12 protein-coding genes are annotated in these 14,528 nt (G+C 51.1%); all 12 read right to left on the bottom strand.

The features are described from left to right. Positions 1–18 precede the first annotated feature (18 nt). Complete coding sequence (gene oppB, locus H9I35_RS05870) at positions 19–948, bottom strand: oligopeptide ABC transporter permease OppB (protein WP_180484986.1); 930 nt, start codon at positions 946–948, stop codon at positions 19–21. Between the two features lie 92 nt (positions 949–1,040). Continuing rightward, complete coding sequence (locus H9I35_RS05875) at positions 1,041–2,624, bottom strand: peptide ABC transporter substrate-binding protein (RefSeq protein ID WP_187420631.1); 1,584 nt, start codon at positions 2,622–2,624, stop codon at positions 1,041–1,043. Positions 2,625–2,804: 180 nt separating this feature from the next. Continuing rightward, the gene (locus H9I35_RS05880) at positions 2,805–3,977 is read right to left on the bottom strand and encodes a YeeE/YedE family protein (protein WP_252722752.1); all 1,173 of its coding nucleotides are present in this window, start codon (positions 3,975–3,977) and stop codon (positions 2,805–2,807) included. Positions 3,978–4,082: 105 nt separating this feature from the next. After that, positions 4,083–5,429, bottom strand: coding sequence for an APC family permease (locus H9I35_RS05885; protein WP_187420632.1), 1,347 nt, complete (start codon positions 5,427–5,429; stop codon positions 4,083–4,085). Between the two features lie 111 nt (positions 5,430–5,540). After that, on the bottom strand, positions 5,541–5,834 hold the full coding sequence (locus H9I35_RS05890; protein WP_187420633.1) for an RnfABCDGE type electron transport complex subunit B: 294 nt from the start codon (positions 5,832–5,834) through the stop codon (positions 5,541–5,543). A gap of 18 nt (positions 5,835–5,852) precedes the next feature. Then, positions 5,853–6,428, bottom strand: a complete 576-nt coding sequence (locus H9I35_RS05895) for an electron transport complex protein RnfA (RefSeq protein WP_016522015.1) — start codon at positions 6,426–6,428, stop codon at positions 5,853–5,855. Further along, positions 6,425–7,066: an electron transport complex subunit RsxE gene (rsxE, locus tag H9I35_RS05900; RefSeq protein WP_187420634.1), complete on the bottom strand. Its 642-nt coding sequence runs from the start codon at positions 7,064–7,066 to the stop codon at positions 6,425–6,427. Before rsxE ends, H9I35_RS05895 begins: the two co-directional genes overlap by 4 nt. Positions 7,067–7,079: 13 nt before the next feature. After that, positions 7,080–7,655: an RnfABCDGE type electron transport complex subunit G gene (locus tag H9I35_RS05905; protein WP_187420635.1), complete on the bottom strand. Its 576-nt coding sequence runs from the start codon at positions 7,653–7,655 to the stop codon at positions 7,080–7,082. Then, complete coding sequence (locus tag H9I35_RS05910) at positions 7,652–8,611, bottom strand: RnfABCDGE type electron transport complex subunit D (protein ID WP_187420636.1); 960 nt, start codon at positions 8,609–8,611, stop codon at positions 7,652–7,654. The genes H9I35_RS05905 and H9I35_RS05910 overlap by 4 nt, the downstream gene beginning before the upstream one ends. Next, positions 8,611–9,960 (bottom strand): electron transport complex subunit RsxC, encoded by a 1,350-nt coding sequence (gene rsxC, locus H9I35_RS05915; RefSeq protein ID WP_371809473.1) that lies wholly within the window; start codon positions 9,958–9,960, stop codon positions 8,611–8,613. Before rsxC ends, H9I35_RS05910 begins: the two co-directional genes overlap by 1 nt. A 223-nt stretch (positions 9,961–10,183) precedes the next feature. Continuing rightward, entirely contained in the window at positions 10,184–13,363 is a 3,180-nt protein-coding gene (locus H9I35_RS05920; protein WP_187420638.1) for a FlgD immunoglobulin-like domain containing protein, read from the bottom strand. Continuing rightward, the gene (locus H9I35_RS05925) at positions 13,363–14,433 is read right to left on the bottom strand and encodes a hypothetical protein (RefSeq protein WP_187420639.1); all 1,071 of its coding nucleotides are present in this window, start codon (positions 14,431–14,433) and stop codon (positions 13,363–13,365) included. The genes H9I35_RS05920 and H9I35_RS05925 overlap by 1 nt, the downstream gene beginning before the upstream one ends. Positions 14,434–14,528: the final 95 nt, after the last annotated feature.

Genomic DNA, 14,528 nt, shown 5'->3' on the forward strand with positions numbered 1-14,528 from the left:
AGCGTTTTAATATTCCCGTTATTTATAAGAAATTCGAGGATCGAGAAATCCGTACAAAATATCGACGATGAGGTTCATAACGATAAGAATGCCCGAATACACGATAACCGTACCGATAATGAGCGTGTAATCGCGGTTGAGCGCGGATTTGACGAAAAAGTTTCCGATACCCGGCACGAGGAACACTTGTTCGACGACGACGGAACCGGTAACGATACCTGCAAACGCGGGACCGAGATAGCTGACGACCGGAAGCAGAGCTCCTTTGAGCACGTGCTTTACCATGACGACGGAATTTTTCAAACCCTTTGCACGCGCGGTTCGTACGTAATCGGAACGGAGCGTTTCGAGCACGCTCGCTCGCGTCAGGCGTGCGATCGACGCAAAGCGCGGAAGGGCAAGCGTAAAAGCCGGCATGATAAGCGTTTTCCATCCGTAACGCCCCGTGATCCAGCCGGAGGTCGGAAGCCATTTGAGCGTAAGCGCAAAAACAAAAACCGCAACCGGCCCTACGACGAAAAGCGGCACCGAAAGACCTACGCTCGCAAAAGACATCGTCGAGTAATCGACCCACGTATTTTGTTTTACCGCGGAGATAAGGCCGAAGGTAATGCCGAAGAGCATCGCAAAAGCAAGCGAAATGACGCCGAGCAAAAGAGAGTTCGGCATACTTGAGCCGATGAGCTGATTGACCGTAAAATCTTTGTTTTTGAACGACGGCCCCAAATCGCCGTGGAGAACATTGCCGACATAACGCAAGTACTGTTTAAACAGCGGTTCGTCCATGTGGTATTGCTTTTCGAGATTCGCGAGGATTTCCGGAGGTACTTTTTTTTCACTCGCAAACGGCCCGCCCGGTGCAAGCCGAGTGATAAAAAAACTCAGAGTTACGATAACGAAAAGCGTCGGAATGAGACCCAGCAAACGTTTTATAATAAATTTTCCCATATAATTACTCCGGCATAAAAAAAACGGAACAGCCGTTTTAGGCCGTTCCGTTCATTGTACCAGAAAATTACATTTTCTGCAATTTATTTTTTTTATTTTTTCGGTTTTAAGCCCGTATACGAGTGAATATCGAGAACATTCGAGTACCAGCCGTCCCATTTATTCAAATCGATAAGACACTGTGAAACGTAGATGTACATCGGAATGACCGCAGCGTCCCGTCCGATCGCAATCGATTCGGCCTTTTCAAGCACTTTCATGCGTTCAGGTCCGGCCGGCATACGGGCGGCGTCGCTGACGAGCTTATCGAATTCAGGACTGTTATAGCGTCCGTCGTTGTTTCCGCTGCCCGTCGTCAACAGTTCGAGGAAGTTCGACGGATCTTTATAGTCGCCGATCCAGCCCGCGCGCGCGATTTCGAAGTCGTTCGCCTGGCGCTTTGTCAGGAACGAATTCCATTCCATGTTCTGCAGTTCGACGTTGATGCCGAGATTTTTCTTCCACTGCTGCTGTACCCATTCGGCGGTTTTTTTGTGCTTTTCGTTCGTATTGAAAATATACGTAAGCACGGGGAAACCCTTACCGTTCGGATAGCCGGCTTCGGCAAGCAATTTCTTCGCTTCCTCGGGGTTAAACGAAAAACCCTTCGGCGGAGTATAGCCTGCCATTTCGGGAACGAAAGCACCGGTCGCAAGCTCTCCGCCCTTCGTTACTTTTTCGACGAGTTCTTTCGTATCGAGAGCGAGGATGAGCGCTTTACGAACGCGGACGTCTTTGAGCGTTTTATTGTTTACATTGAAAAATGCATAATACGAACCGAGGTACGGCGCGCACTGATAATCGTCGCGGAGTACTACTTCGTCGATTAAATCCGGCGGGATATGAGCGCTCGAAGAGTTCCAATCGATTTCACCGTTTTTGTATTTGTTGTAAGAGGTAACGCTGTCTTCGATCGGCAAAAACGTAATGCGCGACAGGAATATATTTTCTTTATTCCAATACTTGCCGTTCGGAACGACGGTGAGCTTGTCCTGCGGCACCCACGATTCGAGTACGAAGGGACCGTTGCCGACGAAGTTTTCTTTTTTGATCCATTCGGAACCGTATTTTTCTATCGCGTGCATCGGAAGAGGAGCGAACGCATAGTGCGCCATCATATCGACCGCATAGGGAACGGGACCGACGAGCGTCACTTCAAACGTATAATCGTCGACGGCGCGGATACCCACGGAACTCTCAGGCGCTTTTCCTTCGTTGTATTCTTTTGCACCCTTGATAACCAAAGCCGGCATATAACCGTAGACGGCAGCCGTTTTCGGCGACATATAATAGAGCCACGAATCGACAAAGGTTTTTGCCGTAATCGGCGTACCGTCGCTCCACGTCGTTTTGCGCAGATGGAACGTCACGACCGTATTGTCCGCGCTGCGCTCCCAGCTTTCCGCAACGCCCGGAACGGCTTCGCACGTTTTTACGTCGTAATCGACAAGTCCTTCGAACAGCGCCAAAAAAATGCGGTGTTCGGGTACGCCTTCAATCTGCGTCGGATCGATCGACTGCGGCTCGGCACCGTTGCTGATAATAAACTCGGCGCCTGAAGCGCTTTTTTTACCGCACGCCGAAAAACACAACACGGCGGCACAGAGCGCAAGAACCCATACCGATAGCTTTTTCATATAACCTCCATAAAAACTTTTACGGGTATATTGTACAAAGTATTCGATCAAATGTCGAGATTGGAAAAGCGATCGGAGATATGTGCTGTTTTCGTATCGGAAAAAGCGCCTGTCAACAAAAAAGCGCTTCGTAAAAAGCACGCTCGGCACGCACGCCGCACCGAGCGCCGTGCGGGAATGTTATATCCGCTTCATCGCTTTTAAAAGCATATTGCCCGCAATGCCGCCCAAAACGACGACAACGAGGTAAATCCAGCCGGAAAGCGAAAAGTTCGCGATCGGCGTATACAGCGCACCCGCGTTGCAGCCGTTTGCAAAGCGCGTTCCGATACCCATCGTAAAGCCGCCGAGCGCAAACACCAAAATGTCGATAAAGGTGATTTTAAGTTCCGACGTACAGGTTTTCGTAAACGAGCCGGCGAGCAAAAGACAGATAATCGTTCCCAAGATGATGCCTATATCCTGAATCGACGTGCCGGAAAAAAGCGATGCGTTGTAAAAGTCGGCGCTTTTTCCCGAAAAAGACGCGAGCGATTCCGCGCTGACGCCGAACAGGCGCAGGAATTTTCCGAACCAAAAACCGAACGGCGTCGAAACACCCCAGCCCGCTTTCGTTACGCCCATGAGCAGCGTAAACAAAATCGAAAAGGCAAAGGCGCCCGTCGCAAGCGACCACGGCTTTGCAAAGATGTGTTCATAATTTTCCGCGCTGAAAAATTTATAATGCTTGGTATCCAGTTCGGGCACGGAGTCCTGATCTTTTTCCGTGCAGACGCCGGAAAACGTGTCCGCGTTTTTGCGCTTGCGCTCGTACAGATACGAAAGCACTGTCACGATCGACGCCAAGAGCACGGTTACCAGAATCGCGCCCAAATAACCGCCCTTACCGTCTTTTGCAAACCAATCCGGGAAAAAGACACCCTTTCGTCCGCTGCCGCTTACAAACCAGCTGTCTTTGATCCACGAAGCTTTTGCCTGAAACGGAAATCCGACAAAAACGCCCAAGCACAAAAAGAACAGCGTAATGCCGCCGCGCGGCAGTCCCGTTACGATATCGGTAAGCGAACCGCTCGCGCAGCACGACGAAAGGCTCATGCCGAAACCGAACAAAAGTCCGCCGATTAAAAGGCCGGCGTTGATCGGATGAATCGAAAGCTTATACGCACTCGCATCCGTAAAGATGAGGAACGACGCCGTCAAAATCGCCGAAATCGTAAACATCAGCATCAGCGTCCGCATCAATTTCGTCGAGCCCGTGCGGAACGCGCGGTTGACGCTTCCGGCAAAACCGAAAAAAGCGCGCGTCAAAACATAACCGATCCCCATTCCGATGACCAAGCGGAAAAAAAACATTCCGCTCAAAAAAAACGGATCCCAGCACAAGACTCAAAACGAGTACGATAAAACCGATACCGTTTTCCACTTTGTTCATATAATGACCTCCATAATTAATAATAATTATTTTTTTCTACTCATATCTCTCGTACCGAAACGGTAAAACAACACGCCCAACACAGTCCACGCGATCAAAAAGACGATCGAACCGGCACCGAGCCGTGCGGGAGATGTCGGCCACAGCAAAAGAGCGATAAAGAGCAGCGCGACGGCGCACGCAAGAGCGCACGACAACTTATCGAAAACGGAAACGCTTTTTTTTATACCGACAAAACCGACGTATCCGTACGCCAAAGCGGCAAGTACGGAGGCCATATCGACGATGAGGACGATCACTTCTCTGCCGATCCACGGCCCGATCAAACTGACGCCTGCGATAAATAAAATCGCTTTCGGATACAAGCCTTTTTCATTTTTTTCTCCCAAAAACGAGGGACTCAATTTTTCTCCTGCAACGGCGCCGAGCAATTTGCTGCTGCCGATCATAAATCCGTTGATGCCGCCGGTAACCGCCGAAAAAAGAGCTAGGAGCATGAATACGAAACCGGCCGTCCCCGTCTTTTCCGTTACCGAAGAGGCAACCGCCCATTCGAGCTTTTCCGCTTCTTCAGGAGCGAAGCTTAACCCCGCGATCATATTCAAAAGCGCATAAATGACGACACCGAACGCGATTCCGGCGAGCGCCGTCGCATGAGCTTTTGCAGGCGAAAAACGGAGATCGTTCGATACTTGCGGGATCACGTCGAAACCGACGAATAAAAACGGAACGATCGCGACGACCGAAGCGATTTTTGCGCTCGCAATCTGCGATACGCCGAAATAATTGTGCGAAAAAATTTCCAAATCGCTTTTGCCGAGGATAATAAAAAAAAGCGCCGTAACGATAACGACAAGTGAAGCGCTCATGACGTTTTGAATGCGGGCGCTCAGCGACAGCCCGCGCAAATTGATAAGCGTAAAAACGACGATGGGTATCGACGCGATGACGATATCCGAAGCATACACGTCGGTTCCTCCGATCGTATACAAATGTCCCCACAGCACCGTGCTCCCGAAAATTTTCCGCAAAATCAAAACGTATGCGGTCGCGTTGAGCGGTATCATACTCAAATAGCACAGGCTCAGCGACCAGCCGACGATAAAGCCGTGAATCTTTCCGAGATTCGAAAGCGCATACGAAAATTCGCCGCCCTCACCGACATGACAGGTAAGCATCACTTGGTAGGCTTTTTGAATAATCGCAATAAAAAAGCCGCCGATACCGAGACCGATCACCGTACTCAAAACTCCCGCTTTCGGCAGAAAAAAAGTACCCGGCAAAATAAACGAACCCCAGCCGATAATCGAGCCGATTACGAGATTGAGAACATCGAATTTTGACAAACCTTTTTTTACTTTTTGCGTATTCATTGTTAAACCGGCCGAAACCGTTTCTACTAAAAAGGCCGCCCTCATGAAGTTTTCAACAACTTCAGGGACAGCCTTTTAAATTCGTAAGTTTAAAGCCGCAAAGGGCTGCCCTTATTTTTTTGCGGGAACGGGCACACCCATAATTTCGCCGATAGCCTGCGCAACGGGTGCGCGGCCGACAAGACAGCCGTTTACGGGTGCTTCTCCCGATGCAACGCCGGCCGCAAAGCCGTCGCAGCCCGGATAGCCGCATGCGCCGCAATTTACGCCGGGCAGCACCGCCCGGATTTTTCCGACGCGTTCATCGACCGGAATATAAAATATCTTTTTGAAAATACCGAGCAGCACGCCGATGACAAACGCAAGCGCGAACGAAACCGCAACGGCCGTAAGTATAGCAACCATAGTGTACCCCCTTCCTTTTCAGATCAAACCTTTGAAGCCTAAAAACGACAACGAAAGCAAACCCGCAGTGATAAACAGGATCGGCTTTCCTTTTATGAAAAGCGGAAGAGGAGAGCTTTTAATCCGTTCGCGTACTCCGGACATAATCACGAGTGCAATTAAAAAACCGATCGCAGCACCGAGCGAGTATACGATCGATTCGATATAATTATAATTTTTGTTAATGCACGTGATCGTAACGGCGAGAACCGCACAGTTCGTCGTGATGAGTGCAAGATACACGCCCATCGCGCTGTACAATCCCGGAATCGATTTTTTGAGATAAAATTCGACGAGCTGTACGAGAGCTGCGATGACGAGAATGAACATGAGCGTCTGCAGATACTGCAGTTTCAGCGGTACCATGATTCCGTAATAAAGCGGATAGGTAACGGCCGTCGCGAGCACGATAACGAAAGTAGTCGCAATCCCCATGCCCGTCGCTTTATCCGTTTCCGTCGTCATGCCGATAAACGGACAGATCGCCAGATATTGAATAAAAACGACGTTGTCGATAAGCATCGATTTAATAAAAATGCTGATTAAGTTGTTCATGCCGCGCCTCCTTTTGCTTTCGCTTTCGCTTTTCTGATCTTTGCCGCGCGCTCAGCAGCGAGCGTCACTGCGGAAAGCAAACCGAACACGAAAAATCCGCCCGGAGCATCCGATAAAAATTTTACGGTATACGCTTCGGGAATGATAGCTTTGCCGAACAGCGAACCGCTCCCCAAAAGTTCGCGCACGATCGAAATGGCGCAAAGCACCCACGTGTAGCCGAAGCCCATGCCGAACGCATCGAGAACCGCATTGAGCGGGCCTTCTTTCGACGCGAACGATTCGACGCGTCCCATAATGATGCAGTTGACGACGATGAGCGGCAAAAATACGCCGAGAGATGCCGACAGCGCCGGAATGTATGCTTCAAGCAAAAGCTGCACGATCGTCGTAAAAGCGGCGATGACTATGATGAAAATGGGCAAGCGTATGTCTTCCGGAATAATATTGCGGAAAATCGCAATTATTAATTCGCTCATAACGAGGACGAACATCATCGAAAAGCCCATACCGATGCCGTTGAACACGTTCGTCGTAACGGCAAGCGAAGAACACAAACCGATCGAAATGACGAGCAGAGGATTTTCTTTTACGATACCGTTTGTAAAAATCGATAATCTGTTTTGTTGTTTTTGCATTTCGCTTTTACTCCTATTTCGCAGCAAGGCAGGCAAGCGCGCTCTGCGTTCCCTGCGTCAAAAGATCGGCAACGCCTTTACTCGTGATCGTCGCACCGGATACCGCTTCGAAGGTTTGACCGGAAACGAAACCGTCGTTCGCATTTTTGCCTTCGAACTGACCGTAAAACGTTTTACCGCTCGAAACGGTATAATTCGGATCGCTCGCTTTTAAGCCGAAGCCCGCCGTATCGCTCGATGAAAGAAACTGCATACCCGTAAGCACGCCGTCTTTTTTTATACCGAAAATGATCGTCGATCGGTCGTAGGTAGGACCCGTCACTTGCGCGACCGCGCCTATGACGTTCCCGCCTTTTTTGGCAAGGTACATTTTGTCGATACTGATCGCCTGAACCGAGCTCGCCTTAAAATCCGTCACTTCTTCAAAAGAGTCGGCCGCGGCGAATACCGTTTTCATGCCGGAACTCGCTTTATCGGCCTGCTGCCGTTCGATGACGGGAGCCGTAATGTGATTGACGAGCGCAAGGCAAAAACATGAAACGGATGCGAAGATCGCAAGCGTGAGTCCGAGTTTTAAAATATGTTTCATTTTGCAGCCCCCTTCTTTGCCGCTTTACCGTAGCCGTATTTTCTCGACGTCAGTTTATTAAGGAATGTCGAAAGCGAATTCATAAATAAAATCGAAAACATAACGCCTTCGGGATAACCGCCGAATCTTCTTATTAAAAATGTAAGAAGTCCGCAACCTGCACCGAACACCGCACGCCCGGCTTTTGAAACCGGCGTCGTCGCGTAATCGGTGGCCATAAAGGTTGCACCGAAAAGCAGGCCTCCCGACGTGAGCGCCATGACGACGTCTCCGCCCGAAACAAAGGTCAAAAGAGCTACCGTTCCGACCATCGTAACAGGCGCGCGCCAGTCGATCACCTGCGTGAGAGCAAGGAATGCAAATGAAATCAAAATGAGCAATTCATTCGTTTCGCCGATGCAGCCGGCCGTGTTGCCCAAAAAGCTTTCGAGATACGCACCCGCATTGCCGACGGCACCCTCTTTCAGCTTGGAAAGTACCGTTGCGGCGCTTACCGCATCCGTTCCCGGAGCGAGCCACGATGCGCCGATCGCGGCGGAAAAGCTGACGAATAAAAACGCGCGCCCCGTAAGAGCGGGGTTCCATACGTTCGCCCCCAGTCCCCCGAAAAATCCCTTGGCGACGACGACCGCGAAGAGGTCTCCGAGCAGCACTTGCCACAGCGGAACCGTCGGCGGCAGTACGAGCGCGAGTAAAAGTCCCGTGACGACGGCCGAACAATCGCTCACGGTGATATTCTGCTTTGTCAATTTTTGAAACGCCGCTTCAAAGACGACGCTTCCCGCAACGGAAACGAGCACGACAAACAGCGCGCGGAACCCGAACAGCATAACGCCGTATATCGTTTCGGGAAGCAGCGCCAGAATAAGCATGCACATAAGAAAACGCGTCGATATCCCCTCGACAAAATGCGGGGCGGGAGACACGTACATTTGTTTCTTTACCGGTTCGCTCATTATTTTCCTCCAGCTGCTTTACCCGCAGCGTTTTTCTTTGCGGCGCGCGCTTTGACGACGCTTTTGCCGAGTTTAAATCGGTGCACCAAACGGACATGCGCAGGACAAACGTATGCGCAGCTGCCGCATTCGATGCAGTCTTTAAGCCCGAATTTTACGGCGGCATCATAGTCGTTCGCTTTCAGCGAGCGCGCCATCATAACCGGCGAGAGCCGCATCGGACAAGGCGGAATACATTTTCCGCAGCCGAGGCAAAGTTCTTCTTCGCCGATATAAATTTCTTTTTTTGTTAAAAATAAAACGCCGCTCGTGCCTTTGACGACGGGAAACGAAGCGTCGGCCGAAGCGACGCCCATCATCGGACCGCCGGAAAGGATCTGCACGAGTTCGCCGTCTTTTACGCGTATGACGTCTCCGATCAAATCTTCGACAAGCGTGCCTATCGGAACTCGTATATTCGCAGGATTTTCGCACGCACCGCCGCTTACGGTAAATGCGCGCTCGATGAGCGGCTTTCCGAGGCGGAACGCATCCGAAATCGCGCAGGCCGTACAGACGTTTGAAACGACACAGCCGACGTGGGCGGGAAGGCCGCCTGCGGGTACTTCGCGCTTTAAAATAGCGGTAATAAGATTCTTTTCACCGCCCTGCGGATACTTCGTTTTAACAATTTTAATTTCCATATCATTCGTATGATTCGTTTCGGCGATCGCATCGTTGATAACATTTATCAGATCGAGTTTGTTGTTTTCGATCGCAACGATACCTCGGGCGCCCAAAATATGCATTTCGGCTGCAAGTCCGTCGATCATTTTTTTACACGATTCTTTTACGGTATGATAATCTACAGTGAGATAGGGTTCGCATTCGGATGCATTTATGATGACGTATTCGATCTTTATGCCGTCCGGCGGCGAAAGTTTCACATAGGTAGGAAACGATGCGCCGCCCATACCGACGATGCCGGCAAGTCTGATGCGCTCGAGCGCGTCTTTCGGATCGCATGTAAACGGATCGAGCGGATCCATATACGCCGTCTCATCGCTTCCGTCCGATTCGATTGTAACGCAGGGAACTTGCGCTCCGTCTGCGGCGGCATGCGGTGCGATTTGCACGACCGTACCCGTGATCGACGCATGTACGGGAACGGACATATACTTTTCGGACGCCGCGATAACCTGCCCCTTAAGAACACGGTCGCCGACGCTGACGGTACATTCGTTCGGAAAACCGCCCATCGTGACGGGGATCGTCACCCGCTTGGTAGAAGGAAACGCATCCGCGATGGTTCCGTCGCGAGTGTGTGTCTTCCGCTCCGGCGGATAGACTCCGCCTTTAAATGTAAACATACGCATAAACCGTATTGTATGATATTCTTTCACAACTGTAAACTACGCACTGCGAAAAAAAGTTAGACATAACTTACTTCATATATACGGAGGGGTTTATGCCGATTGTTTTTACGTCTTTACAAAATGCGGCTGCATTCTGAAAAAACACTCTCTGCAAGGCATAAAAAAAAGACGGCCCCGTCTTCCGACAGGCCCGTCTTTCGGTGCTGCATTTTATCGCTTACTTTTGCAGAATAAATTCGACGCGGCGGTTTTTCCAGTTTTGATCTTTATCGCGCCAATCGGCAACAAGCTCCGTGCCGCCCTTTCCTTGAGTAGAAAGACGGGAAGCGCTTATGCCTTTATCGACGAGATAGGATTTTACGAATTCCGCGCGTTTTTGCGAAAGCGGAATGAGCGCGGGGCCCCACTGACGCGGATTGTCCTGCGTTTCTTCGGCTTCGTTTTCAGTCGTACGGTTCGCGTGTCCGACGACCGCAACTTTATAATCTTTGAATTTATTGAGAATTTCCGCGATGCGCTTGAGAATGCGTTCGTTGTTTGCCGCCTGTTCGGCCGTAACGCCATCGCGTTTTCCGGGAGCGCTTTCAACTTTAAAGTCGGCATTGTCGGGACGGAAGATGATCGACGGAACGGCCATTTTAAGCACATTGCCTTCGCGGATGACGAGCACGTCGACAGGAATGATTCCCCGCACCGTCGATGTCATACCGAGATTGTCTTTAACGGTAAACACCCACGGATAATCGACCGCCGACTGAACGCGTTCCGCCATGCCCGACGCGGTCTTTTGCGTATTGCTCAAACCGTCCCACACGATGCGTTCCGTAATCGCCGACGTTCCGCCCGTCTGCCAAAAGCGGCGGCCGTTCGGATCGTTGATCGTAAACGACCATGCGGTAATTTTGCCTTTTGTCGAACCGTTCAATCTGATAAACAAATCGTCATCGATACCGTCATTATCGGGACTGAAGTATGAAGGCGTCGTGCGGACGCTGAGTTCGGGAGGAAGGGCCGAACATACGAACGGAGACGACGAAGCGGAAACGCTCCGCCCGTTCCGATATACGATATCGAGTTTTCCGGTAAAAGTGCCTTCGCCGGCTTTTCCCGCGCTGTCCAAACCGTCCCACATAATCGATGAGGGAAGACTTGCGCTGTCTTTCGACGACCAGCTGCGCACCGCTTTTCCGTCTTCTCTGCATACGTCGAAATTCCAGGAGGAAATCGCGTCACTGACCGAGGTACGGATATCGAAACGTTGAGAATCGAGTATGCCGTCGCCGTTCGGAGAAATACCGTCGTAAGCCGTCGTCACGTACGCTTTTACGTCGCGGGTATCGACAGTGATATTTCGGATCGATGTGCCGAACGCATTGCCCGCTTCATCCGTCGAAGCGATGACGAGCGTATATGCCCCGTCGGGAACCGTATTGCCCGATTCGTCCGCACCGTCCCATGCGAATCCCGCTTTGCCTGCGGTCTGCACGGTACCGGCCCACGTGTATTTCCGGACAACGGCACCGCGGGCATTGCGCACTTCGGCAGTCCACAATTTTTCGGCCGTGCAGTCGCGCACATCGACAGGCAAAGATCTTTGGGCCGAATCGCCTGACGGTGAAAAGGACGCCCACGGAATTTCCGCGGCAAGATAGGGCGCTTTCGTGTCGAGCGCAAAAGCCTGCGTCGAAGCCGATGCCGTCGAAGCATTTGCGGACGTTATTTCAAGAGAGGCGATATACTGTCCGTCGGGACAGAGAGAGCCTTTGTCGTCTTTTCCGTCCCACACAAACGATGCGGGAACGTCTTTGTTTTCGCTCAGCGTTTTAAGCGCGGTACTCGAACCCGCCTTCATAATTTTAAACACATACTTTACGATACCGCCGCTTCCCGCGTGCGTGACGGGCGTAAAGGATATCGTATCTTTGACTTTATCGCCGTTCGGTGAAAATGCGCTGTCCTGCATTGCAAGAAGCAGCGTCGCCTTCGTCGTGTCGAAACTGAACGCATCGGAACGGACGGCTACGGTATTGCCCGCCAAGTCGGTTGCCGAAAGCTCGTACACGTATGAGCCGTCGGGCGCAAGTTTTCCGGCATCATCGAGACCGTCCCACGAAACCGTTTCGGGCGGGAATTCGCCGAGCGAGTATTCGCGCACGGCTTTTGTCATATTGCCCGAAGCGTAGATGCGCCCCGTCCATGCGGGAACCGCCGCAAGCGTTTTCGGCACAATCGTTTCGTTTATTGTGATCGTACTCTTCGAACCCGCGCCGAATACTTTATCGGATACGCGCAGCTGAGCCTGCGGTTTTTTCGTATCGATGATATAGACCGGCGAAGTAATCGGAGAAGGCTCGTAGCCGTTGAGATATTTTGCCGTAACGCGCGCCTGATAGCGCCCGTCGGGAAGCGTTTTACCGTCGGCTCCGGTTCCGTCGAACACGATCGTTTCAGGCGGTAAGGCCGACGAAGACTGATCGAATGTGCGATAGACTTTGCCATTCGCATCGACGATGCTTACCGCCCATTCGGTAAGTTTGTTTCCGGTACTCGCTTCGGGAACGGGGATCGTTACGTTGAACGTAACCGCTTTTTGCTTGCTTTCGGTGTTCGGAGAAAAATAGGGAGAACCTGAAATCGCGATATTCGTCGCGGGTTTTTCCGCCGAAAAAATAATATTCGATATGGAAGCGGCGGGAGAAGTGTTTCCCGCTCTGTCCGTCGCACTAATCGTATACGAATAGATGCCGTCGGCAACCGGCTTTCCCGAATCGCCCGTTCCGTTCCAATTGAACGCAGGCGGCTCGGTATCTTTCCACGAATAGGTTTTGACCGCAGTTCCGTCGGCTCCGGCAAAGACGCCTTTCCATTCGTCTTCTTTCGAACCGGACTGCCGCACGGAAAATACCGATTTCGCGCCTTCGCCGAAAATCTTATCGGTCGGCTGAATAAGCGCGACAGAAGGCGGCGTCGTATCGACGATGACCGTATATTTGCCGGTTTTGCCGACATTGCCGTTATCGTCCGTCGCCGTAAAATAATAATTATACGTTCCGTCCGGAGCCGTTTCGCCGTTATCCATAACGCCGTTCCATGAAACGACGGCGGGAATATCGATCGTTTTTTTTGCAGAAAAAAGCTGTTTCCAAAAAGATTTGAACGTCAGCTTTTCGGTAAACGAGAGTTTATTTCCGATCGTACGCACGACGCTGCCGCTTTCGTTTTCGACGACAAAGCTCCACGAAACTATATAGCGCCTGTCGGAAATTCGCAGCGGAACGTCAAGCGAATCCTGAACGCCGTCGTTGTTCGGCGAAATATATTTCGGCGCCCGTTGGGCAAACGCCGAAGCGGCTGCCAAAAAGAGAGCTGCCGCAATGATTGCATAAGTCCTTTTCATTATTTTTCATCTCCCGTCCACAGTTCGATTTCCGGCGGATCGGTATCCGCCAGTCCTAAATTGAATTTGACGTTGCCCGAAACGGCGTGCACCGTTTCGTAAAGCTGCTGCCATCCGGCATTCACCGTGATATCGCTTTCACCCCAGCCGTTGCGTTTCATATATTCGTTGTTTTTCGTTTTGAACGTAAGACGATAGCCGAGACTGATCGCAGGCATAAAATTGCTGTAGTTACCGTAGTCGGCGAGCGCGACGGCTTCACGGATATTGATTTCTTCCGCTATGCGTAAATAGAGCGCGTCGTTTACGGCAAAGTGGAATCCCGCCGCAACGATGAGATTTTGAAATCCCGGAGTAATCAATTCAAACGAAGCGCCGCCTTTTATATAATCGTTTGCAAATAAAAGAGCTGCAGCTCCGACGTGAGTCGTGCCGAGCATCGGAAAGATATCCGACGTGTTTTTGCCGTCGATGCCGACGAGATTTGTCGACGTATAATTTTTACCGAGATTGAGGACGGACACGCCGATCCTGAAATCCTTCATAAAACCGACACGCGGTATGCGGTACATCCCGCCGATATTTCCGGTCACCGACCAATCGCTTCCGTGTCCCCAATACACACCGCCTGCAATCCCGATACCGAGAGAAAGGCGGTCGCTCACTTCTTTCGCAATGGCAATATTCGTGCCGAGCGTGTTGCCGACATCGATTTTATCGAGCGGAAGGAATACGCCTTTGACGAGGCCGCTCACGGCAAAGTATTTCCACGGGATGAGAATGCCGGTCTGAAAGGCGGAACCGAAAATATTCGCTCCGCCGTTTGAAGAAAAAATCGCGGTGTATGAGGCATCGAGCGTGATGCGCTGTTCGGATGCGATAAGCGCGGGATTGAAAACGATCGCATCGGGGCCGGCGGTAAAAATCCCCCCGCCTGCGCTCGAAGACGCATACGTAAGCTGCGTCGGGCTTACAAGCCTGTCGAGGCTCTCTCCGCTGATCGGCGGATTATAGGCAAATATCACAGAGGCGAAACACAGAGCCCCTGCCGTCATTAAAATTCTTTTCATCGTACACTCCTTGTCCTTGCTGCTGCGATAAACTCCCGTAAAACGCCTACGATACTTTTATTAATAAATTCAATTTCGCTTTTTAACAAAACTCG

Origin of the sequence: Treponema sp. Marseille-Q4132, assembly GCF_014334835.1 — a bacterium.
In the GTDB taxonomy this organism is placed as follows: domain Bacteria; phylum Spirochaetota; class Spirochaetia; order Treponematales; family Treponemataceae; genus Treponema_D; species Treponema_D paredis.